This window comes from Pseudomonas sp. AC172 (assembly GCF_979258595.1).
Genome location: NZ_OZ409868.1, coordinates 791,953 through 818,916 on the forward strand (window position 1 = coordinate 791,953; position 26,964 = coordinate 818,916).

Here is a 26,964-nt window from a genome sequence, read left to right on the forward strand (position 1 = left end):
AAATATTCCGAAATCCACTCAATCCCTTGTGGGAGCGAGCTTGCTCGCGAAGGCGTCATGTCAGCCAACATCAATGTTGAATGAATAACCGCATTCGCGAGCAAGCTCGCTCCCACAGGGATCTTTGTCGGATCAAACAGTGGGTCAAGCCATCACTTCATCTCTACGATGACTTCTTCGTTCCACGCCTGTGGCAGGGCCTTGGAAGTTTTTTCCCACGCATCGGCGTCTTTGATCGGGGTGACCTTCTTGTACTGCTCGTTCGGCAGCAGTTTGGCCTTCACGTCTTCCGGCAGTTGCAGGTGTTCGGCGCGGATCGGGCGCGCGTTGCCGCGGGCGAGGTTGGTCTGGCCGGCATCGCTGAAGATGTATTCGCGGGTCAGCTTGGCGGCGTTAGGGTTTTTCGCGTACTTGTTGATGATCGTGGTGTAGCCGGAAATCACCGAACCGTCGGACGGAATCAACACCACGTAGTCATCCGGGTTGGCCATCTTGGCTTTGTAGCTGAGGCCGTTGAAGTCCCAGACTACACCGACTTCGATCTCGCCTTTTTCCATGGTGGCGATGGTCGGGTTGGCCATCGACAGACGACCTTGCTTGGCGATGTCAGCGAACAGCAGCAGCGCAGGCTTGATGTTTTTCTCGTCGCCACCGTTGGCCAGTGCGGCAGCCAGAACGCCGTTGGCAGCTTGTGCGGCGGTGCTCACGTCACCGATCGAGACCTTGTATTTGCCGCCCTTTAGGTCTGCCCATTTGGTCGGTACTTCGGAGCCGTGCAGCAGCTTTTTATTGACGATGAAGGCAATGGTGCCGGTGTAGGCCAGTGCCCAGTTGCCGTCCTTGTCCTTGGCCCAGTCCGGGACCTGATCCCAGGTGCTTGGTTTGTACGGTTGCACTACGCCTTGCTTGACCGCGATCGGGCCGAAGGCGGCACCGACGTCGCCGATGTCGGCGGTGGCATTGTCTTTCTCGGCGGCGAACTTGGCGATTTCCTGAGCCGAACTCATGTCGGTGTCGATGTGTTTCAGGCCGTAAGTCTTGGCCAGGTCTTCCCAGGTGCCTTTCCAGTTGGCCCAGTCATCGGGCATGCCGACGCTATTGACGGCGCCTTCCGCTTTCGCAGCGGCTTCGAGGGTTTTCAGATCGGTGCCGGCCGCCATGGCGGAGGTGCACATTGCAATGGTCGAGCCTAACAGTGTTGCCAGGAAAAGCTGTTTCATTCCGAAGCTCCTTGGTCGTGTTCAACGCTGCGATTGCGGTTTGTGTTGGTCTAGGTCAGCAATACCTGAGCCAATTTAAGGGGGCTGGATGACACTTTGATGTCGGTGGCCCTGCGTCAGGCCTATTGTTTGCCCGATATCAGCGGCTGCCCGATAAGCGTAGACCATGCTCAGGCCCCCGAAGACAAGGGACTTGGCCGATGTATTGCAAGCTATGAGCATGACCGTTCGGTAGTTTTGTCATCTCTCGGTCATCTGCACTGCCTAGGCTTGCAACACACGGAAACGGCTCGATTGCCGTGCGGTTTTGCCCCGAAACAGTGCTGGTCTAGTCCAGATAGGTAACGTTGATGCGCGATGAGGCAACAAAAGCGGTGACAGCGATTTGCCAGGTGTTGCAAGAGCAACTCGACCACGGCTTGCTGGCGGCGGGCAGCAAGTTGCCGGCCGAGCGCAAGCTCAGTGAGTTGTTTGGCACCACGCGGATTACCGTGCGTGAGGCGTTGTTGCAACTGGAGGCGCAGGGGCAGATTTATCGCGAGGAGCGGCGCGGCTGGTTCGTGTCACCGCCGCGTCTGGCCTACAACCTGATGCAGCGCAGTCACTTTCACGCGATGGTCAGTGCGCAGGGGCGGGTGCCGTCGACTGAGGTGATTTCGGCGCGGTTGCAGCCGGCTTCGGCGGCGGTGTGTGCCTGGCTGCAACTGCCGGCGTTGTCGAGCGTGATTCAGATTTGCCGGTCGCGGCGCATTGATGGGCGGCTGGTGTTGTATGTGGAGCACTATTTGAATCCGCAGTTTTTTCCGGGGATTCTTGAGTTTGATTTGAATCAGTCGATGACTGAGCTTTATGCGCGGCATTTTGATTTGCACTATGGGCGGGTGCGCTTTGAGATTGTGCCTACGTCGTTATCGGTGGATGCGGCGGCGGCTTTGCGGGTGTCAGTGGGGAGTCCGGGGTTGCGGATTGCTCGGGTTAATTATGATCAGCATGAGCGGTTGATTGATTGTGATCTGGAGTTTTGGCGGCATGATGCGATTCACGTCGGGGTTGATGTGGTTTGAGCTTTGACCTTGGCGGCCTGTGGGCCGACCAGGTTCTTGGGGGTTTAGGTGTATATCCGTTTCTGCGGGTGTCGCCGCTGGCGGTTTCGCTCTTACAGCGAGTCACTTTTGCAGACGCCGAAAAGTAAGCAAAAGGCTGGGCCCCGGCGTTCGGCCCGCTCGCTGGGGCTCGGGGTTCCTTCGTTACGGGATCGATCCGGGCGCATCGCCTCCGGTTTGCTTCGCTGCACCTCCTCTCGATGTGTTCGACTTCGTCGAACGGTCGCTACGCTCCCACCCCCGGATCAATCCCTCCACTCAGCCTGCCGAAGGGGCCGGCACGGCAAGATCAAGAGCGGTACTCGAGCTTGCGCTCATTGTGTTGAGTGGTGAGAAGCCGAAGCGATATAGGTTTGCCGGTTGGACTCAATCCTTGTGGGAGCTGGCTTGCCAGCGATGGCGGCCTGACAGCCGACCAATTTCTGCCAGGCTGCATATGGTCAAAATGTGGGTGCGAGCTTGCTCGCGAAAGCGCCCGGGCAGCCGACCAATCTCTGTCGTATGTACTCAATCCAATTGTAGGAGTGAGCTTGCTCGCGATGGCGGCCTGACAGCCGATCAATCTCTGTCGGATGTACTCAATCCCTGTGGGCGCGAGCCTGCTCGCGAAAGCGCCCGGACAGCCGACCAATCCCTGTCGGATGTACTCAATCCCTGTGGGAGCGAGCTTGCTCGCGAAAGCGCCCGGACAGCCGACCAATCTCTGTCGGATGTACTCAATCCCTGTGGGAGCGAGCTTGCTCGCGAAAGCGCCCCAACAGTCACCTCATCTCTACTTGTCGACCCGCGCATTGGCATACAGATAATCCGTCGCCAACGACGCCAATGTCCTCACGCCCACCACCAGCGCCGACTCATCCACAAAGAACCCCGGATTGTGATTCGGCGCCGCTTTGCTCATGTCTTGATCCCTCGGGGTCACGCCCAGAAACAAAAACAGCCCCGGCACTTCCTTGGCAAAGAACGAGAAGTCTTCCGCGCCACCCACCAACGGCGCATTCACCACATCATCCTTGGCCGCCCACTTCAGCGTCGGCAGCATTTTTTCCGTCAGTGCCGGGTTGTTAATCGTCGGGTCGTATTTTTCGATGATGGTGACGTCGGCTTTCGCACCACCGCTTTCGGCGATTTTTTCCACGGTCTGGCGTACGTCGGCGTGCAGTTTCTGGCGGATACCGTAGTCGTACGAGCGGATCGTGCCGGTCATGTCGACCGATTCGGGAATGATGTTGTAGCGCGTGCCGCCGTTGATGGTGCCGATGCTGACCACTGACGGGTACGAGGAGATATCGGTGCGGCGGCTGACCACGGTTTGCAGGCCGACGATGGTTTGTGCGCCGACGGTGATCGGGTCGATGCCGTCCCATGGGCGGCCGGCGTGGGTCTGTTTGCCGAGGATTTTGATGCGCAGGTCGTCGGAGCTGGCGAGGGTGGCGCCTGGGCGGTAGGCGATCTGGCCGGCGGGTATGCCGGCCCAGACGTGCAGGCCGAAAACCGCGTCAGGTTTCGGTGATTTCATTACGCCTTCCTCGACCATCATTTTTGCGCCCCAGGTGTTTTTGCCGTCGGGGATGAAGTCGCTCGGGCCTTCTTCGGCGGGCTGGAAGTAGAACACCACGGTGCCGGGTAATGTGTCGCGCATGCCCGTGAGAATTTTCGCCGTGCTGAGCAGGATGGCGGTGTGGGCGTCGTGGCCGCAGGCGTGCATGACGTCGACTTCTTTGTCGAGGTAGGTGCCTTTGGCTTTCGAGGCGAACGGCAGGTCGGAAACTTCCTTGACCGGCAGCGCGTCCATGTCGGCGCGCAGGGCCACGGTCGGGCCGGGCAGGGCGCCTTTGAGGATGGCAACCACACCGGTGCGGGCGACGCCGGTTTTGACTTCGAGGCCCATGGCTTTGAGTTGTTTGGCGACCAGGTCTGCGGTGCGTTTTTCCGTGTTGCCGAGTTCCGGGTGGGCATGGATATCGCGGCGGGTTTCGAGCAGTTCGGGCTCAAGCTGTTTGGCTTGTGCGGCGATTTGTTCGCGGGTGCTGTCCAGCGTGGCAGCACCGGCGTGACCAGCGAGCAGGGTAATGAAAACGGCTTGGGCAATGCGTGTCAGCTGCATCGGGTTTCTCCTTGTTTATTGTTCTTGGCTTCCCTGTCTGTGACAAACGCCCAGCAGGTAAGTGCTCTTGAGTGATTGAAGCGCTGCGCTACCTTCCAAAGTTGCTGAAGAAAAAGAGTAGTAGAGAAACTTCCTACTGCTTTATCAGTTCCGTCCGGCGTGACAGAAAAACCGCGCACGATAAATATGTACCGCACTGCGCAGCATTTATTTCCATAAATTTCTCTAGGTGCCGGTCACGTTATTGGCTGTTTGAAGGTGACCGGCCAGCGCGACAAAACTATTGTCCATGGAGGATTATAAATGCAGCGTAATGGAATAACGCTTCCGCCGAGTGTGGTGCGTCCGGATAAACAAGATGAATATTTACATTATTTAGGGGCGGGAGACGGTTCGGGGCCAAACATCAACTTTGCGCCTTTGGGTGAGATACTCGATATGGAAAGTATCTATAAAGATACTTCCAGGAATATTGCTCAGGTCATTGAACATGAACTGGCAGAAGTGCGGGCAGCAGGTGATCAAAGTGTATTGCCTCCTTTGGATGCGCTGGCGCGGGAGATGCGATTCAGGGATTCGCTGACGACACGTAAATTCAATGCGTTTTTCGTGGCGAGAGACGTTGCCATTCAACGTTTCAGTCATGCCCAAATTGAAACTTTTTTAACGGTGGCCGGTTACCACAGGTAAATCGGCGAGGCAGCGGTGTCAGCGTTCGGCAGGCCTATAGCGCCTTGTTCAATGCCAAGTTGCTGGTCGAAGGCATCAACTTGTTGAACAGCCAGTCGGCCACGGTCAAAGGCATGATTGCTGTGGTGCAAGCGCAGGAAGCCGAGCGGATCGCCCAGGAGCACGCGCGGTTGGCGGCGGAACACGCCAGGCAGCTTGCACAGGAACAGGCCCGCGTCGCTCAAGAGCATGCTCGACGGCTGGCGGAAGAACTGGCGCGGCAGGCCGCCGCCAATGAACTCAGGCAGCTCGAAGAAGAACAGGCCCGCCTGGCCGCTGAGGAGCAGCATCGGCGGGAGGCCATCGAAGAGGCCAATCGCCTGCTTGAGGAGCAGCAACGTAGCCGCGGTCATGGCAGCCTTTTGCGCCTTCAGGGCAATGTCAGCAACGCCCAACTGGTATTTGCGACATCCGGCGGTGCGGTTGCGATCGCGGACAATCTGATGGCGGGGCTAGCTGCCGTCATTCGCTCGGCGGTAGCCGGCCTGTCGGGTCTCGCTGCAGGCACGGCGTCGGGTCTGATGGTGGGTGTGAGTGCGTTCATCTACTCACCGACGCTGGGCAATGGTGAGTTGCCTGAACGCTTTCTGCTCAGCCTTCCGTTGTCGGACCTGCTTCCCGGGCCTTTACCGGATCTGCACAGGCTGGCAAGCGAAAGGGCGTTGCTGGATTTACCCGTACGTTTAAGTCCCCGGCCATTGACAGGCAATCTTGCAGAACTGCTCGTTGTTCCGGTAGGCGGCAAAAGACTCCCTTCCGGCGTGCGAGTGATTGCAGCTGGCTATAACCCCGGGGATAACACCTACGCCACCACGCTTACTGACCTTCCGCCAACAACCGTGGTCTGGACGCCCTCAGTAACGCCGACTGACAGTTCAACGCAGTTGCCCGTCGAAGAGTCAGCTCTACCGCGATACTTCGGCGGCAATCTCGTCCCGATTGAAGGACGGATCGATACCTATCCAGTCCCGGGCAACATTCACTTCGACGACTTCATTCTGGTTTTCCCGCCGGAATCGGGACTGCCACCGCAGTACGTCATGTTCCGGGACCGTCGGAATGATCCGGGGGTTGCCAGCGGCTATGGAGAGCCGGTTGTGGGTCGATGGCTGGAGGGGGCTGCGCAAGGTGAGGGGGCGGCGATTCCAGCGGAGATCGCTGAGAAGTTGAGAGGGAGGCAGTTCAAAAGCTTCAGGGCTTTTAGAGAGAGATTGTGGAAGGCTGTTTTCAACGAGGAAAGATTAGCTGAATTGTTTAATGCGGCGAGTTTAAATGAAATGAAAAAAGGTAAAGCTCCGATAGTAAGAGATAGTGATTTTGCGGGAGCAAGAGTGAAGTACGAGCTGCATCACAAGATGGGTTTGGCAGAGGGTGGGGATTTATATAATGCTGACAATATAAGTATTGTCACCCCTAAGGCGCATATTGAAATTCATAAAGGGCTTTGATGTGAAATCGATACAGGAAATGAGCGAAAAAAGTTTTCTTGAGTTTGTCAAAAAAATCTATAACTCAGAATTTCGTACAGAGAAACAGCAAATTGCTGCCATTCTTGAGTTTAAGCAGCTAGCTGAGCATCCTTCTGGCTCAGATTTGATCTACTACCCGGAAGAAGGTAAGGATGGGCCTGAGAAAGTTATAATCGAGGTGAAAAAATGGCGCTCCGCTAACGGTAAGCCTGGTTTCAAAGATCAGTAGAAGTAACCCCCTATTGGCGTTTTCTGCCATAGGGGGCACCCTTCGGTTCAGTTGTCCTTTTTATACTCCGCGCCCGGTGTGATCACCTGCACGCTCATGCGCGGCGTTGCCAAGTCGAGTCCTGCTTCGTCCAGGTGACGTTTGAGCGATAGGTTGAAGGCCCGCGAAACTTCCCACTGTTTGATCGGCGCAGTCTTGAACCGCGCGCGCAGAATCGCGCTGCCGGATTCGAAACTTTCCACACCCTGAATCTCCAGCGGCGACCAGATATTGCGCCGCTGCAGCGGGTCGGTGCGCATCTTCTGGCCGACTTCGCGCATCAGTTTGATCGCGTCATCGATCTCCATGTTGTACGGCACCGCCACACGGAAGATCGCGTAGCCGAACTCCCGTGAGTAGTTCTTGATGCTTTTGATTTCGCTGAACGGGATGGTGTGAACGATGCCGTCGATGTCGCGCAGGCGCACGGTGCGGATGGTCAAACCTTCGACGGTGCCGAGGTGGCCGCCGACGTCGACGTAGTCATCGATGGCCAGCGAGTCTTCGATGATGATGAACAGGCCGGTGATCAGGTCAGCGACCAGCGACTGCGCACCGAAACCGATGGCCAGACCGATCACACCAGCACCGGCCAGCAGTGGCGTGACGTTCATGCCCATGTTCGCCAGCGCGACGATCAACGCGATGATGAAAATCGCCACGAACAGCACGTTGCGGATCAGCGGCATCATCGTTTGTGCACGGGCATTCGCCAGGCCTTTGCGCGAGCGGGTGAGGGCGTGGTGCACGGCGGTGTCGGCGAGGATCCAGATCAGCCAGGAGAAAATCAGTGTGCCGATCAGGCTGAACAGTTTGACACTGACGTCGTGCCCTTCGCCTTCGGCGAAACCGATCAGCGACTGGCCCCACACGCGCAGGCCCAATTCGATAAAGACCAGCCAGACCACCAGGTGCGCGAGGGTGTAAAAAAAGCTTTTCAGGCGTTCGGAGTAGAGCGCATGACGTTTTGGCCCACGCTGTGGTTTCAAGGAGTGCCGGCGGACGAGGCCGTTGATGACCATGCACATCACCAGCAGCACGGTGCAGATCAGCGACTGGCGCAAGGCCGTACTGGTGTCGCCTGCGGATACGAACGTGGCGAACAGCGAGATGCCGACCAGTACCAATGCCGGCACGTACCAGAAGGTGCCGAGGATTTCGATCGTGTCGCTGAGGGCGCGGCGGGTCAGGCGCCGTGACAGCGGCTGGTTGCGGATCAAGTGCGCGATCGGTCGCCGGAAACGCAGGATGAACAGGCCGGTCGACAGTGCCGCGAGTACATTGGCTATGGTCGCGGCGGTGTGGGCCAGATGCACGCCGAGGCTTTCGATCAGGCGTGGATCGTTCAGCGCTTCACCGAACGCGGCGAAGCTGCCGATCAGCCACAACGGCCGGAACGCCTGATGACGCAGGATATACAGCGCGCGATGGCGGTGCGGGCCGTCGAGCAGGGAAAACGCGATCACGCAAATCGCCGAGAAACAGGTGCCGACCACCAGCGCATAAGCCAGCACCATCGCCAGGCTTTTGCCCAGTGACGACGGTAGTGCATAGCTCATGTAAACGGTCATCACCAACGCGATCAACCACGGCCCGAGCTTGCGCAGCGCAAAGCGCAGCATGTCGAGGGCTTTGGGGTGTTGCGGCAATTCTTCGGTAAGGCCGAAACGCATGCGCACCCGATGGCCGAGCCAGATCAGCGCGGCGGCAAGCAGGCTCCAGACCATCAGAATCATGGCGAAACCGAAGATGATCGGCAGCCACTCGTTGGCCGGCAGCATCATGCCGCTCAGCTCGTCCTTGGCCAGCTCGAACTCGTTGCCCCAGCGGTTGAGCGGGCTATCGGCGCCGGTGAATTGTTTTTCGAAGTTGGCGAGGGTGCCGCCGATCAAGCCGAGCACGCCCTCTTCGGGGCTGGCCTGAGCCTTTTTGGTGGCGTCGCGCAGCTTTTTCAGGTCGGTCAGCAACTGCGCGCGTTGCTTGTCGTTTTCCAGCGATTTGATGACTTCGTCAAGGGACTGGCCGAGCGGTTCCTGGGCTTCTGGCTGCGCTTTGTTGGTGTTGAGCAGGCCTGGCAAACCGACCGCGTGGGCGGGCGCCAGCGGCAGCAGCGTCATCAGGCAGACAAGGAACAGACTGGGCAAAGCAAAAAGACGAGCGAACACTAGGCGGTCAACCTCGCAAGGGGCGGATTCGCTGGAGTGTACGAGGCCCACCAAAGCAATGCGAGCCGGGCGCGGATTTATTCGTTGAGTTTGGCGAGGATCTTGTAGACCACAGTGGCGAGGATCATCAGCATGCCAACCCACATGGCAAAAACACCGGCGTTCTTGTCACGGAAGTTGAAGCCGATGGCCAGCAGGATCATTCCGCTCAGAATCGGAATGAGCATGGCGTGGAACGAAGACATCGAGATCATGGAGACTGCCTTGTCGAAATGAATGATGTAAGTCTAGGTCGGTTTTGGCGGAGCGGTTCTGATGTGTATCAGAATTGAGCCGGTTTCAAAATGAAATTTGTGCTGCCTGGACTGACGCTTTCGCGAGCAGGCTCGCTCCCACATTGGAATGCACTTCAAACTGTGGGAGCGAGCTTGCTCCGGGCGGCGATCCGACGAAGCTTTTAAGGCAGCTCGCGGCAGGCGTAGAACGCGCTCAGCACTTTGACCAGATGCGCCAGGTCGTGGCTGCCGCACAGTTCGCGGATCGAGTGCATGGCGAAGGTCGGCAGGCCGATATCGACGGTGCGCACACCGAGGTGGCTGGCGGTAATCGGGCCGATGGTCGAGCCACAGCCCATGTCGCTGCGCACTACGAAACTTTGCACTGGCACTTCTTCGGCCATGCACAGATGGCGGAAGAACCCGGCGGTTTCGCTGTTGGTGGCGTAGCGCTGGTTGCTGTTGACCTTGATCACCGGGCCGGCGTTGAGTTTCGGGCCGTGGTTGGCGTCGTGCTTTTCTGCGTAGTTGGGGTGCACGCCGTGGGCGTTGTCGGCCGAGACCAGCAGGGATTTCTGGATGGTGCGGACGAACTCGTCACCTTCCGGCAGCAGGCGGCGCAGGGTCTGCTCAAGCATCGGGCCATCGGCGCCGCAGGCCGAGCAGGAGCCGACTTCTTCGTGGTCGTTGCACACCAGCACGCAGGTTTCGTCGGTTTCGGCGGTGAGCAAGGCTTGCAGGCCGGCGTAGCACGACAACAGGTTGTCGAGGCGCGCGCCAGCGATGAAGTCACCGTTCAGGCCGATGACCGCAGCACTTTGCGTGTCGTAGAAACTCAGCTCGTAATCGAGCACGACGTCGGCGTTCAAGCCGTGTTCGCGGGCCAGTTGATCAGTCAGCACGGCCCGGAAGTCGACGCGCTCGTCACCGGCAAATTGCGCGAGGATCGGCGGCAGCTCGGTCTGCGCGTTGATCGCCCAGCCCTGATTGGCTTCACGGTTGAGGTGAATGGCCAGGTTCGGAATGATCGCGATCGGTGCCTTGAAGTCGATCAATTGGCTTTCGACTTTGCCGTCGCGGCGGAAGGTCACGCGACCGGCCAGCGACAGGTCGCGGTCGAACCAAGGTGCCAGCAGTGCGCCGCCGTAGACTTCAACGCCCAGTTGCCAGAAGCCCTGACGCTGCAGTTCCGGTTGCGGCTTGACCCGCAGGCACGGGCTGTCGGTGTGCGCACCGACCAAGCGGATGCCGCCGTGCAGCGGCGAAGTGCGGCCCATTTTGATCGCGACAATCGAGGAGTCGTTGCGGGTGACGTAATAGCGGCCGTTCGGCTCGGTGGTCCATGGCTCGCGCTCGTCGAGGCGCACGTAACCGGCGGCCTCCAGACGCTGAACCAGACTGGCAGTAGCGTGGAACGGGGTAGGGGAGGCCTTGAGGAAGTCGATCAGGCCTTGGTTCAACTCTTCGCGCATAAGAAACTCCAGACAGCAATGGGCGGGAGTTTAACGCATCGGCTTGAAGCTTGGGGCATGACATGCGGTCTTGAAATGCATGCAAAAAACTGTGGGAGCGAGCTTGCTCGCGAAAGCGGTATCACCTTCAACATCAATGTCGACTGATCAATTGCTTTCGCGAGCAAGCTCGCTCCCACAGGGGGTCGGTGGTGTCCGTCAGAACGGCGCAGGGCACTCGAAGCGCAGGCGTTCGCCGGTTTGCGGATGGGTGAAGCTGAGCATGCTCGCGTGCAGGCACAGTCGTGGCCATGCCGCCAGTGCCTGTTCGTGGGCGTAGAGCCCGTCACCGAGCAGCGGATGCCCGATCGACAGCATGTGCACGCGCAACTGGTGCGAACGACCAGTGATCGGTGTTAGCTCAACGCGACACCAGTCGCCACAACGCTCCAGCACGCGCCAGAAGGTCAGCGCATGCTTGCCGAATTCGTGGTCGACCACGTGGCGCGGTTTGGTCGGCGGGTCGTAACGCAGTGGCAAGTCGATGCTGCCGCTGTCGAGTTCCGGCTGACCCCAGGCCAAAGCGGTGTAGGCCTTTTCGGTTTCGCGGTCGTGAAACTGCCGCGACAGTTCGCGGTGAGTGTCGGCGTCACGGGCGAGCAGAATGATGCCGGAGGTTTCCCAGTCCAGGCGATGGACGATGCGCGCTTCCGGGTAGCCGTTTTCCTGCAAACGGGTAATCAGGCAATCCTTGTTGTCGTCGGCGCGACCGGGCACCGAGAGCAGCAACGTCGGTTTGTTCACCACCAGTACGGCGGCGTCCTGATGGATGATGTGGATGTTGGACAGCGGCATTAAAACAGCCTCGTAACAAATGCCAACGGCGGTTCAGGGCCATTCCCGCGTGGGGATGGCCCTGAACCGCCGTCGTTCCTGCCGGATCGACTCAGCGATCAGGCAGGGTGATGTTGAGTTCCAGAATCGAGCAACTGCCCTGGCTTTCCAGTGCAACATGTACGTCGTCGTTGCCGATGTTGACGTACTTGCGGATCACGTCGACCAGTTCCTTCTGCAAGGCTGGCAGGTAATCCGGCGTGCTGCGCTGGCCGCGCTCATGCGCCACGATGATCTGTAGACGCTCTTTCGCTACCGAGGCGGTACTTGGCTTTTTGTTGGCACGAAAGAAGTCAAAAAGGTTCATTACCTACCTCCAAACAGGCGCTCGAAGAATCCCTTCTTCTCGACATCGAGGAAACGGTGGGCTTTTTCTTTGCCCAGCAAACGGTCGACGGTATCGCTGTAAGCCTGACCGGCATCGCTTTGGTCGTCGAGAATCACCGGCACGCCCTGGTTGGATGCCTTGAGCACGGCCTGGGATTCCGGGATCACGCCAAGCAGCGTTACCGAGAGGATTTCCTTGACGTCTTCAACGCCCAGCATTTCGCCCTTTTCAACGCGCTCCGGGTGGTAGCGAGTGATCAGCAGGTGTTCCTTGATCGGGTCTTCGCCACGTTCGGCGCGACGCGATTTGCTCGCCAGCAGGCCGAGCATGCGGTCAGAATCTCGTACCGAGGACACTTCCGGGTTGGTCACGACGATCGCTTCGTCAGCGAAGTACATGGCCAGGTGTGCACCTTTCTCAATGCCGGCCGGGGAGTCGCAGACGACGAACTCGAATTGTTCCTTGAGCTCCATCAGGACTTTTTCCACGCCTTCGACAGTCAGCGCGTCTTTGTCGCGGGTCTGACTGGCGGCCAGTACGTAGAGGTTTTCCAGACGCTTGTCTTTGATCAATGCCTGTTGCAGGTTGGCTTCGCCGTTGACCACGTTGACGAAGTCATACACCACGCGGCGCTCGCAACCCATGATCAGGTCAAGGTTACGCAAGCCCACGTCGAAGTCGACGATCACTGTTTTGTGGCCGCGCAGAGCGAGGCCGGTACCGATAGCGGCGCTGGTGGTGGTCTTACCCACACCACCCTTGCCGGATGTAACCACGAGAATCTTGGCCAAGGTGTTTCACCCCTAAGGAAGAAGGACTTTTTAGCCCCTGAAAAACATCTCTTGAAAACTACTGCAGTCGGACAGCCTTGGCTGGAATTCGGCGTTGAGCCTTTTTCCTACTTCGTTTGAGCCGTTTTCGCTACGTTTTAGAGATGCTTGGAAAATGCGGCAGTATCCGTTAAAGCCGAATGATGTTCAACACGTCGCCCGACAGGCTGACCTGTACGCCCGAGCCCCACATTGGGTCGCGACGCAAATCTTCGGAAACCTTGTAATGACCGGCGATGGAGATCAGTTCAGCGCTCAATTGCTGACAGAAAATCCGTGCCTTGGTGTCACCCTTCACGCCGGCCAGCGCCCGACCGCGCATCGGGCCGTATACATGGATGTTGCCATCGGCGAGAAGTTCCGCCCCCGGGCTGACCGAGGACACCACGACCAGATCGCCACCCTGGGCATATATCTGTTGGCCACCACGCACTGGCGTAGTGATGACACGGGTCGGTTTGATGGTCGGTTCCAGCGGTTTTTCCGGCTTCTTTTTGACTTCGGCTTCGGGTGTTTCCAGCGGTCGTTCACGCGCGCCCGACGGCGGCAGCACCGGAATGTCGATGGCGATGGCGGCGGCGATGTCTTCGATGCGGCTGGCGCGAATCGCCAGGGTGCGCAGGCCATGTTGACGGCAGACGCGCATCAGGCCCGGCAGATCGACGGCACCTTCGCTCGGCGGCAGTTTGTCCAGCGCCAGAACCAGCGGCGCGTTGCTGAAGAAGTTCGGCGCCTGGGCGACTTTGGCGGCCAATTGCCGATCGAGGCTTTCGAGGTCGTTACGGGCCAGTTCCAACACAGTAATGGCCAGCATGCTGCCCTTGAGCTGGAATACGGGATCTTGGTCTAACGGTTCGGTTTGGCTCATGTCGGCATACAACGGCTTGTCACTAAAAGTGCCGAGACTTATAACGAGAACGCCCGCAGGCCGCAAGCCGGGTCGAACGATGTAGAATGCGCGGCCACTGTATTTACGGAAGCTTTAATGGATCGCCCGCGTTTTCGAAAAGCATTTTTATCGCCACGCTTCTGGCCGCTCTGGTGCGGTCTGGGGCTTCTGTGGCTGATCGTGCAGTTGCCGTATCCGGCCTTGCTGACCATCGGTCGAGTTTTGGGCGCGCTGATGTATCGCGTGGCCGGCGACCGGCGGCGCATCGCCAAGCGCAATCTTGAGCTGTGCTTCCCGGAAAAATCCGCCGCCGAGCGCAAACGTCTGCTCAAGGAAAACTTCGCCTCCACCGGCATCGCTTTTTTTGAGATGGCCATGAGCTGGTGGTGGTCGCGTGAGCGTCTAGCCAAGCTGGCCCACGTTGAAGGCCTGGAGCATTTACAAAAGGCCCGGCGCGAAGGCAAAGGCGTGATCCTGATGGCGGCGCATTTCACCACGCTGGAAATCGGCGCGGCGTTGCTCGGTCAGCAACACACCATCGACGGCATGTACCGCGAACACAAGAATCCGTTGTTTGACTATGTTCAGCGTCAGGGCCGTGAGCGGCACAATCTCGATTCGCTGGCGGTGGAGCGTGATGACGTGCGCGGCATGCTCAAACTGCTGCGTTCCGGTCGCGCGATCTGGTACGCGCCGGATCAGGACTACGGCGCCAAGCAGAGCATCTTCGTGCCGCTGTTCGGCATTCAGGCCGCGACCGTGACGGCGACCACCAAGTTTGCTCGTTTGGGTAAAGCGTTGGTGGTGCCGTTCACCCAGGAGCGTCTGGCCGACGGCAGCGGTTATCGCTTGGTGATTCACCCGCCGCTGGAAGATTTCCCCTGTGAAACCGAAGAAACTGACTGCATCCGCATCAATCAGTGGGTCGAGAGCGCTTTGCGTGCCTGCCCCGAGCAGTATCTGTGGGCGCACCGTCGCTTCAAGAGCCGCCCACCGGGCGAGCCGAAGCTGTACGCCAAACGCGGTTGATTCACCCATCCTTTCAAGCACCATGGAGTGTTGCGATGAGCCCAGCTGAACCGGTCACAGGTTTGATTCTTTCCGGCGGCGGGGCTCGGGCGGCGTATCAGGTGGGGGTGCTGGCGGCGATTGCCGAGTTGCTGCCGTTGGGTGCGGACAATCCGTTTCCGGTGATTGTCGGCACCTCGGCCGGGGCGATCAACGCGGTCAGTCTGGCCAGCGGCGCCACGGATTTTCGCGCTGCCATCGAGCGTCTCACTTTGTTCTGGCAAGGCTTTCGCAGCCATCGCGTGCTGCGCAGTGACTGGCCCGGCGTTATTCGTCAGGCCAGCCGCTTTGTCAGCCACAGCCTGCTCGGCCTCGGTCGGCAACTGCCGGTGGCGCTGCTCAACAGTTCGCCGCTGCGCGAACTGCTCAATGAAAAGCTGCACCTGCCTGGCATCGCCGAATCGATCGCGCGCAAGCAATTGCATGCGGTGGCGGTGACGGCGTTCGGCTACGAATCCGGGCAAGCGGTAACGTTCTATGAGGGCGGCGGCAAGATCGATTCATGGCTGCGCCATCGGCGTATTGGTGTGCCGACGCAACTGTCGGTGGATCATCTGTTGGCCAGCTCGGCGATTCCGTTGTTGTTCGCGCCGGTGAAAATCGGTGATGAATATTTTGGCGATGGCGCGGTGCGGCAATCGGCGCCGATCAGTCCCGCATTGCACTTGGGCGCGAGCCGGGTGCTGGTGGTCGGTGTCAGCGGCAACCCGCGCGGGTTTGATCCGCAGCAGCCGCAGGAGCGCGCCTACACCGGCCAACAGCCGACGCTGGCGCAGATCGGCGGGCACATGCTCAACAGCACGTTCATTGACAGCCTGGAGAGCGACATCGAGTTGCTCCAGCGTCTCAACCAGTTCAGCCACTTGATGCCCGCCGGCACACCGACGCGCGAATTGGGTGTGGCACCGGTGGAGGTATTGGTGATATCGCCGAGTCAGCCAATCGATGAGATCGCGGCGCGGCATCGCCAGGAATTGCCGGCGGCGTTGCGCTTGTTTTTGCGTGGGCCGGGGGCGACCAAGACCAGTGGGGCAGGGGTGTTGAGTTATCTGCTATTCGAGGCGGGGTATTGCAGCGAGTTGATTGATCTGGGGCGGCGCGATGCGTTGGCCAAGCGCGAGGAGCTGTGCCGGTTTCTCGGGATATCCGAAACGGTGGCTCCCGCCTGAGATCGGTGGTGCGGCAATCGCTGGCAAGCCAGCTCCCACAGGGCTTTGCGTCGTAAACAGATTTTGTCTACACCAAAGAACTTGTGGGAGCTGGCTTGCCAGCGATGGCGTCCTCGCAGACGCCACTTACACCCGCATCAGAAGTGGAACTTCACCAGGAAGCTCGTAGTGCTCTGATTGGTCTTGAACGCACCAGTGTCGTCGATGCCGTACTTGTCTTTCCAGTAGTCGTATTCAACACCGACATACAACTGCTTCTCGCCGAAACTCAGCGCCTTGCCCAAGTCATATTTGATCTGCGGGTTGAAGTGCAGGTTGGCGTGGTAATCGCCTTTGGAATTGGAGTCGTTGTCGGTGACCCAGTCCATGAAACCGTCGATCAGGATGTCCGACTTGCCGACCGGGATGGTGTAGGACCAGACCGGAGTGATCTGCCAGACGTTGTCACCGGCGCGAGCACCCTGGGTGTGGCGCTGGTAGAAGTTCAACTGGAAGTAGTCGAAGCCCGGGATCGCCAGGTCAAAGCCTGGACCGATCAGGTACGACTCGGTATCGCCTTCGCCGAATTCGTAAGTCATCGCCACCAGGACGTCTTTGATCGGGCCGAACTCGATCTTCTGGTCGAGCACCTTGCCCAGCGAGATGCGCGGGCTGAACTCACCGTAGTAAGTGTTCGGACCGTTGCTGAAGTCCTTGCCACCGTTGTAGAAGATCTTGTCGAGGAAGAAGAAGTTGTCCCCGTACTTCCACGCATCGGCATGCTCGAAGGTGACGGTCTGCTGGATGCGCGGGTTGACCTGGAAGTCCTTGCCATACAGGTAGGTCAGGCTGTTGTTCTGCCACTGCAGCAGGCCCTCGGCCATAGCCTGGCCTCCGGCCAACATCGATCCCGCGAGCATCAGGCTGGTGCACATACGTTTCATTCGGTTGCTCCCAAAGTAGGTTTTCCACGTTTATTTTTTTAAGATCGGCGCTCTGGTGTGGCGCCTTTTTTCGTTGCTGCAAAAGTCATCCGATCGGTCAGCTTCGTTGCTGTTAGCAAGAGCCGAGCCAAGGCTTTCGAAAAGCAAAAAAACACCCGCTCGGCTGCTGAAAAACAGTCGATTGAGTGTGTTTTCGGGATGCCTCGGTGCTGACCGGGCCGGGATAAGTTGGCTTTTCGGTCAGGAATTAAATCCGGGCTTTTTTTTAGACCGAATTCATGAGGCCGCGGAGAATACTGACTCAACGGCCAGGTCTCAAGTGCCCCGCAACAGAGCACCGACGACAGGCATGGGGCACGGTTGCGGGCCATCTTAAAAATGCACCTTGACCAGCAGGCTGGCGGTGTTCTGATTGGTGTCGAAGTTGTGGGTGTTTTCGACGCCGTATTTATTTTTCCAATAACTGTATTCGCTGCCGACATACAGTTGCTTGTGGCTCCAGCCCAAGGCTTTGCCCAGGTCATATTTGATCTGCGGGTTGATGTGCAGGTTGGCGTGGTAGGTACCGCGCGAGTTTTCATCGTTGTCGACCACCCAATCGAGATAGCCGTCGATCAGCACATCGGAATTGCCCAGGGGAAAGCTGTAGGACCAGCCGGGGGTGATCTGCCAGACGCCGTCGCCGGGGCGGGGGCCTTCGGTCTGGCGGCGGAAAATGTTCAGCGTGACGTAGTTGAAGCCGGGCACCTTGAGGTCGAAACCGGGGCCGATCAGATAGGCCTCGCTGTCGCCTTCGCCGTACTCGTAAGTCATCGCCAGCAGCACGTCCTTGATCGGGCCGAACTCGAGTTTCTGGTCGAAGATCTTGCCGAACGAGAAGCGCGGGGTGAATTCACCGTAGAAGGCGTGGGGGCCTTTGTTCGCATCTTCTTTGCCGTTGTAGAAGATCTTGTCGACGAACAGGAAGTTGTCGCCGTACTTCCACTTGTCGGCGTGTTCGAAGGTCAGCGTCTGCTGGATCGACGGGTTGATCGCGAAGTTCTTGCCGTACAGATAGCTGAGGCTGTTGGTCTGCCACAGCAGAAGATCGCCGGCCATGGCTTGACTCGCGGCCAGCAGGCCGCCACTCAACAGAACGTTGGTTTGCGTGCGAATCATCTGTTGCTCCCTCTTGTTTTTATTGTTGAGGCAGGGTGTTGCACAGTCCCTGTGGGAGCGAGCTTGCTCGCGAAAGCGGTGTGTCATTCAACAGTGATGTTGACTGACATGGCCTCTTCGCGAGCAAGCTCGCTCCCACAGGGATAATCGGTGATGCTGTTAATGCGCGTGGCAATCGTTAATGGCTGCGCGCTCTTTGCCGCCGAGAATGTTGAACAGCAGGTTCAGCGTCAGCGCACTGAGCGTTGCCATGGCGATGCCGCTGTGAGTAATCGGGCTCATCCACAGCGGCAAGTGCGCGAAAAACTCGGGACGTACCACCGGGATCAGGCCCATGCCGATGCTCACCGCGACCAGCAACTGGTTGCGACGGTCACCGATGTCGGCTTCCTGGAGAATCTTGATGCCGGTGGCCGCGACCATGCCGAACATCGCAATCGCTGCGCCGCCCAATACGGCTGGCGGAATCGAGGCGACGAGGAATGCCGCTTTCGGCAACAGGCTCAACACGATCAGCAAGCCACCGGCAACGATGGTCACCGAGCGGCAGCGCACGCCGGTCATCTGCACCAGACCGATGTTCTGCGCGAAAGAGGAGTGGGTGAAAGTATTGAAGAAACCAGCGACAAACGAGGCGCCGGCATCACACAGCAAGCCGCGACGCAGCATGCGCGGGCAGACTTCCTGGCCGGTGATTTTGCCCAGCGCGAGGAACATCCCGGTGGATTCTACAAAGATGATCACCACTACCAGGCACATCGACAGGATGGGTGCCAGTTCGAATTTCGGCATACCGAAATGCAGCGGGGTGACGAACTGAACCCATGGCGCGTTGGCCATGCCACTCAGGTCAACCATGCCGATCGCGCCGCACAGGATGTAGCCGAAGCACATGCCGATCAGTACGGAGATGTTGACCCAGAAACCGCGCATGAAGCGGTGGATCAGCAGAATGGTGCCTAATACCAGAGCGGCGATGGCCAGATAAATCGGTGAGCCGAATTGTGCTGCGGCGGCGCCGCCACCGGCCCAGTTCACGGCCACGGGGAACAGCGACAAACCGATCGAGGTGATGACCGTGCCGGTCACCAGCGGCGGGAAGAAGCGCACGACTTTGGACATGAATGGCGCGATGATCATGCCGAAGAAACCGGCGGCGATCGTTGCGCCGAAGATGCCTTGCAGGCCGATACCGGGCATGCCGGCCATGGCGACCATGCTGCCGACCGCAGCGAAACTGGCGCCCATCATCACCGGCATGCGAATGCCCATCGGGCCGATGCCCAAGGATTGCACGATGGTGGCGATGCCGGCGACCAGCAGGTCGGCGTTGATCAGGAAGGCAATTTCTTCACGACTCAGGCCAGCGGCCTGTCCAATGATCAGCGGCACCGCGATGGCGCCACCGTACATCAGCAGAACATGTTGCAAACCGACCAGGATCAGTTGCAAAAGGGGCAATCGCTGAATGGCGGGTGCGTCGGGGATGCGCGCTTTGGACAGCTCGGACATGCAACACCTCGGATCTTTTTATTCTTGTGATTAACAGCTGCCGGGTTGCTCACAGCTGTTTATTTGCATCAGGCGACCGCATTGCGGCCATTCGCGAGCAAGCTCGCTCCCACAGGGATTGAAGGTGTCCTTGTGGGAGCGAGCCTGCTCGCGAAGTTTTACGGCTTAGTTGGTCTGTGCTCCCTGGGCGATCCATGCACCGATCAGGTCACGTTCCTGCTGGGTCATCTGAGTGATGTTGCCCAGTGGCATGATCTGCGTGGTGATGGCTTGCGCCTGGATGCGTGCCGCGTTCTGGCGGATCTGCTCAGGGGTGTCGAACATCACACCGGCAGGCGCCGCACTGAACAGCGGGCTGGTTGGCTTGGCCGAGTGGCAAACCGCGCAGCGTTCCTGGATCACTGTGTGCACTTTATCGAAACCCGGGCCAGCATTCGACGCCTGTGCCGGTGCTGCAGGTGCTTCTGCGGGTGCAGCAGGTGCCGCCGCTTCAGCCGGTTTCGCGCCACCGCCCAATGCCGTTTCCGGCAACGGTTGGTACTCGATTTTCGCTGGTGCCTTGGCCACTTCCGGCGCGGTCGACATCGGTGCAGGACCGGTGACGTATGCCAGGGTGATCATGCCCACCGCTGCAACCGGCAGGGTCCAGGCAAACTTGTGGCTGTCGTGGCGAGTGTTGAAGTAGTGACGCACCAACACCGCCAACACCGCGATCCCGGCGAGGATCAACCAGTTGTACTGGCTGCCATAGGTGCTCGGGAAGTGGTTGCTGATCATGATGAACAGCACCGGCAGGGTGAAGTAGTTGTTGTGACGCGAACGCAGCAAGCCTTTGGCCGGCAGTGCCGGATCCGGTGTGCGGTTCTCGGCAATCGCCGCCACCAGTGCGCGTTGCGCCGGCATGATGATGCGGAACACGTTACCGACCATGATGGTGCCGATGATCGCGCCGACGTGCAGGTACGCACCACGACCGCTGAACACTTTGCTGAAGCCATACGCCGCGCCGATGATCAGCACGAACAGAATGAAACCGAGCAGAGCAGGGCGTTTGCCCAAGGCCGAATCACAGAGGAAGGAGTAGATGAACCAGCCGATAAACAGTGAGCCGATACCGATGGCCACACCTTCAGGGCCGCTCAGGGTGCTGCCCGGAGCCAGCAGGTAGAGCGTTGGGTTGGAGTAGAACACCACGCACAGCAGCGCAATACCCGACATCCAGGTGAAGTAGGCTTCCCACTTGAACCAGTGCAGGTTGTCCGGCATTGCCGGCGGGGCCAGTTTGTATTTTTCCAGGTGATAGATACCGCCACCGTGGATCGCCCACAGATCACCGGCCAGGCCGGTTTTCGGGTTGACGCGGTTGAGGTTGTTCTCCAGCCAGACGAAGTAGAACGACGCGCCGATCCAGGCCACGCCAGTAATCATGTGAACCCAGCGCACGCTCAGGTTCAGCCATTCCAACAGATGTGCTTCCACAGTCTTTACCTCTCGCCTGTCACTCTTGTTGTCGAGTGATCAGACCTTCTCTTATTGGTGGGGGGCGAGGATCAACCGCTCATCCTCTTTGAAAAAATGCTCATCGCAGTTATTGCCTGTGCCACTGCGATCAACCACCAGGAAGTCATCCCGCTTTTCGATCGTCAGCACCGGATGGTGCCAAACGCCGCGATGGTAATTAATGCCCTGCCTGCCGTTGGTGACGAAGGCGCGGACCAAGCCTGATACAGGTTCATCGCCAACGGGCGCGACCACGATCAGAAAGGGGTTGCCGAGCAGCGGGATGAAAGCCTGGCTGCCCAGCGGATGGCGTTCCAGCATGCAAACGGTCAGCGGCATGTCCTGCGCGTCGGCGCGGAAGATGCTGATGATCGCGTTGTCCTCAGGCTGAGCGGTTTCGACCGTCGCCAGTTTATGGAAGCGCATGGTCGAACCATTGTTGATCATGAAGTGATCGCTGCCGTCGGTTTCGATCACGTCACCGAAAGGGGCGAAGGCTTCTTTGCTCAGCGGTTCAATCGTTAGTGTGCGCATGCTGTTCTTCTTATCCGAATTCTGTGTTGTTAGAACTATCGCCATCGCGGGCAAGCCCGCTCCCACAGTGGACTGTGGCGTTCACAAAACCTGTGGGAGCTGGCTTGCCAGCGATTGGGTTCAAACCTATTTAGCGACCTTGCCGAGAACGCGCAGGCGGCTCACACCACCGTCCGGGAACACGTTCAGGCGAATGTGGGTGATCGGGCCCAGTGCTTTGATCTGCTCGACGAAAGTGTGTTCGGCGTGCATTTCCAGCTTCTGGCTTGGCAGCAGATCGCGCCAGAACAGCGACTGGGTTTCGATCTGGCTGTCAGTACCGCCCTTCACGAACGCGCCCTGAATCGAGCAAGTGTCCGGGTAGTTGCCTTTGAAGTGCAGGGTGTCGACGACGATCTTCTCGATCTCGCCCGGGTGACCCAGTGCGACGATCACCCAGTCATTGCCCGGCGTGCGACGACGTGCAGTTTCCCAGCCGTCGCCCATGTTGATGCCACGGCCCGGGTTGAGGATGTTGCTCATGCGGCCGAAGTGTTCGTCGGAGCAGGCGAGGGCGCGGCCACCGTTCAGAGCTGCTGCCAGATCGACTTGCTCGTTGTCGCCAACCGCCGACCAGTCGCGATGCGGCACACCGTACACGCGCAGACGGGCAACACCGCCGTCCGGGTAGATGTTGAAGCGCAGGTGGCTGAACGCCTGGTCGTTGCTGATTTCGTGGTAGTGGTGGCTGTTGCCCTGCAGCTCGACGGCCGACAGCACTTCAGTCCACTGGGTGTTTTCATCAGGCTCGCCCGAGGCCAGGAAGCACGCTTCCAGAGAGGCCGATGGCGGGAAGTTGCCGGTGAAGAATGAAGTGTCGATGTCCACGCCTTTGATCGAGCCCGGTACGCCCAGACGGATCACTGCGCTGTCGAAGCCTTCGAAGCGCTTGCGGCGCGATTCCCAGCCGTCCATCCACTTGCCGTTGTCATCGAACACGCCCTCCTTCCATACGGCCGGGGTCGGTTGGAACAGACGATTGGCGTCTGCGAACCAGTCATCGGTGACCGAGATGATTTTGGTGCCCAGACGGGCATCGGCCAGGTTGACGAATTTTTCGAAAGGTACGGCGTAAGCTTTCATTCTTCTTGTCTGCCTTTGAATAAGTGGCTGGGGATGCTTGCAAGACCCTGGGTACTCTCCGCGTTTGATGTACTCGGGTCAGGCTTGCTAAAGAGTCAGTAAACGGAACAGGGCGATCTTGTTGATCTCCGCCAGCGCGCATTTGAACTCGGTATCTTCCGAGTTGTGAATGCGCGTTTCGAACGCCGCGAGGATCTGATGCCGGTTGCTGCCTTTTACCGCCATGATGAAGGGAAACTTGAACTTGGCTTTGTAGGCGTCGTTCAGCTCGGTGAAGCGCTGGAACTCTTCGGCCGTGCATTGGTGAATACCGGCGCCAGCCTGTTCATTGGTGCTGGCTTCGGTCAGTTGGCCCTGGACGGCGGCTTTGCCGGCCAGGTCCGGGTGAGCGTTGATCAGGGCCAGTTGACTGGCGTGATCGGCGCTCAACAGGATGTCGCTCATGCGCTGGTGCAGGGTTTCGATCTCGTCGATCGAAGCGTCCACGCCCAGGTCGTAAGCCTTCTCGGCCACCCATGGCGAATGTTCGTAGATGTCGGCGAAGGCTTTGACGAAAGCGTCGCGGCTCAGGGTCGACGGTTGCAGGGTTTGAAAGCGGCTCATTTCGCGGCCCCTTGATACGGCTGGGTTTCGTGCCAGTGACGCGCGATGTCGACGCGACGGCTGAACCACACCTGTTCATGACTTTTGGCGTATTCGATAAAGCGTTTGAGCGAGGCGATGCGACCCGGACGGCCGATCAAGCGGCAGTGCAGACCGATCGAGAGCATCTTCGGTGCTTCAGCGCCTTCGGCGTAAAGCACGTCAAACGCATCTTTAAGGTATTCGAAGAAGTCGTCACCCTTGTTGAAACCCTGCACTTGCGTGAAGCGCATGTCGTTGGTGTCGAGGGTATACGGGATCACCAGATGCGGCTTGCCGGTCGGGTTGTTCGGTTCCCAGTAGGGCAGGTCGTCGTCGTAGGTGTCGCAGTCGTAGAGGAAACCACCTTCTTCCATGACCAGACGACGGGTGTTCGGGCCGGTGCGGCCGGTGTACCAGCCCAGTGGGCGCTCACCGGTGATTTCGGTGAGGACGCGGATCGCCTCGAGCATGTGCTCGCGTTCCTGCGCTTCGTCCATGTACTGGTAGTCGATCCAGCGATAGCCGTGGCTGCAGATTTCGTGGCCGGCATCGACCATCGCGCGGATTACATCCGGGTGGCGCTGAGCGGCCATGGCGACGGCGAAGATGGTCAGCGGAATGTCGAATTCCTTGAACAGTTTCAGGATCCGCCAAACGCCGGCACGGCTGCCATACTCGTAAAGCGATTCCATGCTCATGTTGCGCGCGCCCTGCAGCGGCTGAGCGGCAACCATTTCGGAGAGGAAGGCTTCGGATTCTTTGTCGCCGTGCAGAATGTTGCGCTCGCCGCCTTCTTCGTAATTGAGTACGAACGACAGGGCGATGCGGGCACTGCCCGGCCAGTGTGGGTGAGGAGGGTTACTGCCGTAACCGATCAGGTCGCGTGGGTAGTCAGCGCTCACTGCAGTCTTCCTTCTTGTTCGTTGACAGATGGGTGTGGCGGCCTGGCAGGCTGGCGTCACAGCGATGGGCTGATTGTATACAACTTTATTCGCAATTTGTAAGCCTGAATTTTCGCATTTTTCACCGACTGTCATCTTTTGCTGCTCTTGGCGTAAGCCTGCAAGAAACCTGCCTGACCAGTCAGCTAATGGATAGGAGGTTCAATGAATAGGCGTGTTGCTGGCAGAACGCGGGGAAACCCCCGAATGACGGGGGTGATGTTAAAAATGTCGTTTTTATTGTGTACAATTTTTTTGAAAAGTGTCTTAATCAGTCGCTCGCCGCAGCTTTTCGTGCTCCGAATCGGTGCGGTCTCCTTTTCAACTGACTTCGGGAGGCGCGAAGTCTGACTGCTCCATGCAGGCAGGCGCGCAGAATCAATGGGACGTTTGACAACACACGTTTTGGACGCTGCACACGGTTGCCCGGGCAGTTCGATCAAGGTCGAGCTGTACCGCGTTGAAGGTTCGCAACTGGAATTGGTCGCCAGTGCGGTCACCAACAGCGATGGCCGGGTCGATGTACCGCTGCTGCAAGGCGACGATTATCGCACCGGGGTTTATCAGGTTCAGTTCCACGCCGGCGATTACTACCGCGCCCGTGGCGTTCAGTTGCCGGAACCGGCATTTCTGGACGTAGTTGTGCTGCGCTTCGGCATCTCTGCCGAACAGGATCACTACCACGTGCCATTGCTGATTTCGCCGTACAGCTATTCCACGTATCGGGGCAGCTGACCCCCAAGCAGCTGCCCCCACCGGGAAGCGACTGCGCATATAGCTTCTTTGGTCTTTCGCCCGCCCACACTGCGGGCTTTTTTTATTTCTGCGGCTTGATGATCTGCATGATCTTAGCTATGTCGGGTGACGATAAGGTTGTCTTCGTGAGTGGGAAGACGCTCGTTGGTGCCCAACAGATAAATGATCTTGTTGCTGTGGAAATGCTCTCTGAGGTCGTCTTTGACGTGAGCGTCCATTTTATTGACGAGTGCTCTTTTTTTGAGCCATGTCACCGGATCAGGGAGTAGAACAGTGTTGTTATGAACCCTGTCCATAAACATGATGAAAATAGGGTCAACCCCCAATCGCTTGATCAACAGAGCATCGCCAAGGTTGGCGCCAAAATCATGGGCAATGGAGTAGCCGTGCCCGCGAAGAATATCTTTGAAAAGCGATCGCGTGGATTGGCGCTGCCTCTGATATTGCGAGCCAAAAAACAGTTTCGGATTGAAGTCGATTCTTTGCAGACCTTCAGCCGAAGGTAGTGGCATATGCATGTTGCCATTGGCGTCAGTTGCAAGCGGCGAAAGGAGCATCAGCGGGTCGCTCAGATCCTGACGAATGAACCTGTTATCACCATTGGGCATATAACGATTACTCCACTTCTTGAACGTCTCGAACAATGCATGGATCCCCGGTCCTGTTATTTCATCGGATTGATTGGCCCGATTGAACATTTCCCGCGCAACTTTGTTTGCGGAGTGATCAGAAAGGTAGGTGAACTGATCGCTGACATGTTGAGTAAGGCTTTTTTCAAATGGCAGACCCTCGACAATTTTCCATGTGTCGCTGCCTTCCCCCGTCCACCCGTCCGCCAATTTCACCACGCCCCTGGGCTGCAACTCAGGCGTATTCAGCAGCAACTGTTCGAAAGCGTCGAAACGCGTAGCGGAAAACTGTGGAGGCTTGATAAAGGCAAGCGCGTCAACGGTATGGGTTGGCTGCTCAACAATGGAAAAGTGCTTGCCGCCGATTTCGATGGAGTGACCGGTTAACGGTTTTGTGACGCTTCCCCATTGTTGCCAAAGCTCGCTGATGCGTATGAGTTCGAATGGATCGAGGGCATTACTGTTGGCAAGCGTTCGAGCACGTTTAACAGGGCCTGGACCGGATTCATCTGGCTGACTGAGGTCGCGAGAGCTGCCCGGTAGCGGATCTTGGTGTGCATGGTGGTTGATTTGCAGTTTGCGGCGCCACACCGATTGCCCGGGAATCTGTTCGAGCGTTATGTCGGGCACGTTCATCGTCGTCGCACTGGCCAGTTTGTATTCGCCTTGTTCGATTTTGCGAACCATGACGGTGCCTTCAGCGAGGTTGACGTAGATTTTTCCACGGGGGCCCATTCGAATGCCGTCAACGGCTTCATGTGCGGCGGGGAGAAGCGTTGCCAGGTTTGGATCGACATGGAAAATCGCCAGCGGGTCTTCGGCGGTCAGTCGCGGCATGAACAGGCTGCCCTGCGCCGACTCGCTTGCGTACCACTGTGCCTCGATGCGCCAACGTGATTGACCCGGGATTTGTTTCAGAATCGGCGGTGTCACACCCGGCGCGGCGGGCCACGGAATCTGGTAGTTCCCCTCGGCGTTGAGCTCCACGCGGTAATAGCGGCCTTCCTCCAGGTGAGCGTAGGTCTGACCGCTTGGGGCAAGGTACAACCCGTCGACGGATTCGTGCGGTTGCAGGAGATGGGTCTGCAATCCTGGCAGCGCGATTTCTGCCAGCCTTGCATTGGCTTCCGTAATGACCGGATCGGATATATAGGTCACCACCACGCGCGGTTCTTCGACAACCTCGGTCCTTGGCGGTAATAAAGTTGAAGTGCCCGGCTGTGGATTCAGATCGGGCATCAGTGAATCTGGATCTACGTTATTTCTTACGGTGCCTGCGCCAGCATCGCTGTCGACTCTG

General features: G+C 58.4%; 25 protein-coding genes. 7 read left to right on the top strand and 18 right to left on the bottom strand.

Annotation, left to right across the window (positions count from 1 at the left end; genetic code table 11):
- Positions 1-152: 152 nt before the first annotated feature.
- Positions 153-1,220 (bottom strand): ABC transporter substrate-binding protein, encoded by a 1,068-nt coding sequence (locus ACZ0A4_RS03745; protein ID WP_093441622.1) that lies wholly within the window; start codon positions 1,218-1,220, stop codon positions 153-155.
- A gap of 350 nt (positions 1,221-1,570) precedes the next feature.
- On the opposite strand from ACZ0A4_RS03745, the gene ACZ0A4_RS03750 reads away from it, so the two are divergent.
- Positions 1,571-2,284, top strand: coding sequence for a UTRA domain-containing protein (locus ACZ0A4_RS03750; RefSeq protein ID WP_463573122.1), 714 nt, complete (start codon positions 1,571-1,573; stop codon positions 2,282-2,284).
- Between the two features lie 811 nt (positions 2,285-3,095).
- Here the strand turns inward: ACZ0A4_RS03750 and ACZ0A4_RS03755 are convergent.
- A complete protein-coding gene (locus ACZ0A4_RS03755; protein WP_463573123.1) occupies positions 3,096-4,430 on the bottom strand; it encodes an amidohydrolase in 1,335 nt (444 codons plus the stop codon).
- Positions 4,431-4,733: 303 nt separating this feature from the next.
- On the opposite strand from ACZ0A4_RS03755, the gene ACZ0A4_RS03760 reads away from it, so the two are divergent.
- The 3 genes from ACZ0A4_RS03760 to ACZ0A4_RS03770 are packed head-to-tail and all read left to right on the top strand — an operon-like array spanning position 4,734 to position 6,857.
- Entirely contained in the window at positions 4,734-5,120 is a 387-nt protein-coding gene (locus tag ACZ0A4_RS03760; protein ID WP_463573125.1) for a hypothetical protein, read from the top strand.
- Positions 5,121-5,164: 44 nt separating this feature from the next.
- On the top strand, positions 5,165-6,607 hold the full coding sequence (locus tag ACZ0A4_RS03765; RefSeq protein WP_463573126.1) for an S-type pyocin domain-containing protein: 1,443 nt from the start codon (positions 5,165-5,167) through the stop codon (positions 6,605-6,607).
- A 19-nt stretch (positions 6,608-6,626) separates the two neighbouring features.
- The gene (locus ACZ0A4_RS03770) at positions 6,627-6,857 is read left to right on the top strand and encodes a bacteriocin immunity protein (protein WP_463573128.1); all 231 of its coding nucleotides are present in this window, start codon (positions 6,627-6,629) and stop codon (positions 6,855-6,857) included.
- 47 nt (positions 6,858-6,904) lie between these two features.
- Here the strand turns inward: ACZ0A4_RS03770 and ACZ0A4_RS03775 are convergent, their stop codons facing one another.
- The 7 genes from ACZ0A4_RS03775 to minC all read right to left on the bottom strand — a co-directional run bounded on the left by ACZ0A4_RS03775 (position 6,905) and on the right by minC (position 13,707).
- On the bottom strand, positions 6,905-9,061 hold the full coding sequence (locus ACZ0A4_RS03775; protein ID WP_463573129.1) for a mechanosensitive ion channel family protein: 2,157 nt from the start codon (positions 9,059-9,061) through the stop codon (positions 6,905-6,907).
- Positions 9,062-9,138: 77 nt separating this feature from the next.
- Entirely contained in the window at positions 9,139-9,315 is a 177-nt protein-coding gene (locus tag ACZ0A4_RS03780) for a hypothetical protein (protein ID WP_007965354.1), read from the bottom strand.
- Between the two features lie 203 nt (positions 9,316-9,518).
- A complete protein-coding gene (locus ACZ0A4_RS03785) occupies positions 9,519-10,808 on the bottom strand; it encodes a M18 family aminopeptidase (RefSeq protein WP_034151767.1) in 1,290 nt (429 codons plus the stop codon).
- A gap of 198 nt (positions 10,809-11,006) precedes the next feature.
- Positions 11,007-11,642: an RluA family pseudouridine synthase gene (locus tag ACZ0A4_RS03790; RefSeq protein WP_034151766.1), complete on the bottom strand. Its 636-nt coding sequence runs from the start codon at positions 11,640-11,642 to the stop codon at positions 11,007-11,009.
- Between the two features lie 91 nt (positions 11,643-11,733).
- Complete coding sequence (gene minE / locus ACZ0A4_RS03795) at positions 11,734-11,988, bottom strand: cell division topological specificity factor MinE (protein WP_003223146.1); 255 nt, start codon at positions 11,986-11,988, stop codon at positions 11,734-11,736.
- Positions 11,988-12,800, bottom strand: coding sequence for a septum site-determining protein MinD (gene minD, locus ACZ0A4_RS03800; protein ID WP_007913953.1), 813 nt, complete (start codon positions 12,798-12,800; stop codon positions 11,988-11,990). The genes minE and minD overlap by 1 nt, the downstream gene beginning before the upstream one ends.
- Positions 12,801-12,969: 169 nt before the next feature.
- Complete coding sequence (gene minC, locus ACZ0A4_RS03805; protein ID WP_463573130.1) at positions 12,970-13,707, bottom strand: septum site-determining protein MinC; 738 nt, start codon at positions 13,705-13,707, stop codon at positions 12,970-12,972.
- 117 nt (positions 13,708-13,824) lie between these two features.
- On the opposite strand from minC, the gene ACZ0A4_RS03810 reads away from it, so the two are divergent.
- Both ACZ0A4_RS03810 and ACZ0A4_RS03815 read left to right on the top strand, forming a co-directional pair.
- Positions 13,825-14,757, top strand: a complete 933-nt coding sequence (locus ACZ0A4_RS03810; RefSeq protein WP_463573131.1) for a lipid A biosynthesis lauroyl acyltransferase — start codon at positions 13,825-13,827, stop codon at positions 14,755-14,757.
- A gap of 35 nt (positions 14,758-14,792) precedes the next feature.
- Positions 14,793-15,965, top strand: a complete 1,173-nt coding sequence (locus tag ACZ0A4_RS03815) for a patatin-like phospholipase family protein (RefSeq protein WP_463573132.1) — start codon at positions 14,793-14,795, stop codon at positions 15,963-15,965.
- Positions 15,966-16,102: 137 nt separating this feature from the next.
- Here ACZ0A4_RS03815 and ACZ0A4_RS03820 read toward each other — a convergent pair whose 3' ends face one another.
- The 8 genes from ACZ0A4_RS03820 to puuE form a co-directional block, all read right to left on the bottom strand.
- Complete coding sequence (locus tag ACZ0A4_RS03820; RefSeq protein WP_077571766.1) at positions 16,103-16,888, bottom strand: outer membrane protein OmpK; 786 nt, start codon at positions 16,886-16,888, stop codon at positions 16,103-16,105.
- 372 nt (positions 16,889-17,260) lie between these two features.
- Positions 17,261-18,046 carry an outer membrane protein OmpK gene (locus tag ACZ0A4_RS03825; RefSeq protein ID WP_463573133.1) on the bottom strand — a complete coding sequence of 262 codons (786 nt, stop codon included), beginning with the start codon at positions 18,044-18,046 and terminating at the stop codon, positions 17,261-17,263.
- A gap of 159 nt (positions 18,047-18,205) precedes the next feature.
- Positions 18,206-19,558 (bottom strand): nucleobase:cation symporter-2 family protein, encoded by a 1,353-nt coding sequence (locus tag ACZ0A4_RS03830; RefSeq protein ID WP_463573135.1) that lies wholly within the window; start codon positions 19,556-19,558, stop codon positions 18,206-18,208.
- 165 nt (positions 19,559-19,723) lie between these two features.
- Positions 19,724-21,037: a urate hydroxylase PuuD gene (locus tag ACZ0A4_RS03835; protein ID WP_463557397.1), complete on the bottom strand. Its 1,314-nt coding sequence runs from the start codon at positions 21,035-21,037 to the stop codon at positions 19,724-19,726.
- A 51-nt stretch (positions 21,038-21,088) separates the two neighbouring features.
- Positions 21,089-21,592 carry an ureidoglycolate lyase gene (locus tag ACZ0A4_RS03840; protein ID WP_034151759.1) on the bottom strand — a complete coding sequence of 168 codons (504 nt, stop codon included), beginning with the start codon at positions 21,590-21,592 and terminating at the stop codon, positions 21,089-21,091.
- 126 nt (positions 21,593-21,718) lie between these two features.
- A complete protein-coding gene (gene alc, locus ACZ0A4_RS03845) occupies positions 21,719-22,714 on the bottom strand; it encodes an allantoicase (RefSeq protein ID WP_008080896.1) in 996 nt (331 codons plus the stop codon).
- An 87-nt stretch (positions 22,715-22,801) separates the two neighbouring features.
- Positions 22,802-23,317 carry a 2-oxo-4-hydroxy-4-carboxy-5-ureidoimidazoline decarboxylase gene (gene uraD / locus ACZ0A4_RS03850; protein WP_463573136.1) on the bottom strand — a complete coding sequence of 172 codons (516 nt, stop codon included), beginning with the start codon at positions 23,315-23,317 and terminating at the stop codon, positions 22,802-22,804.
- Positions 23,314-24,240, bottom strand: coding sequence for an allantoinase PuuE (gene puuE, locus ACZ0A4_RS03855; protein WP_463573137.1), 927 nt, complete (start codon positions 24,238-24,240; stop codon positions 23,314-23,316). The genes uraD and puuE overlap by 4 nt, the downstream gene beginning before the upstream one ends.
- 420 nt (positions 24,241-24,660) lie before the next feature.
- On the opposite strand from puuE, the gene uraH reads away from it, so the two are divergent.
- A complete protein-coding gene (gene uraH / locus ACZ0A4_RS03860; RefSeq protein ID WP_463573138.1) occupies positions 24,661-25,014 on the top strand; it encodes a hydroxyisourate hydrolase in 354 nt (117 codons plus the stop codon).
- A 113-nt stretch (positions 25,015-25,127) separates the two neighbouring features.
- On the opposite strand, the gene ACZ0A4_RS03865 is transcribed toward uraH, so the two are convergent.
- Complete coding sequence (locus tag ACZ0A4_RS03865; protein WP_463573139.1) at positions 25,128-26,903, bottom strand: hypothetical protein; 1,776 nt, start codon at positions 26,901-26,903, stop codon at positions 25,128-25,130.
- Positions 26,904-26,964 lie beyond the last annotated feature (61 nt).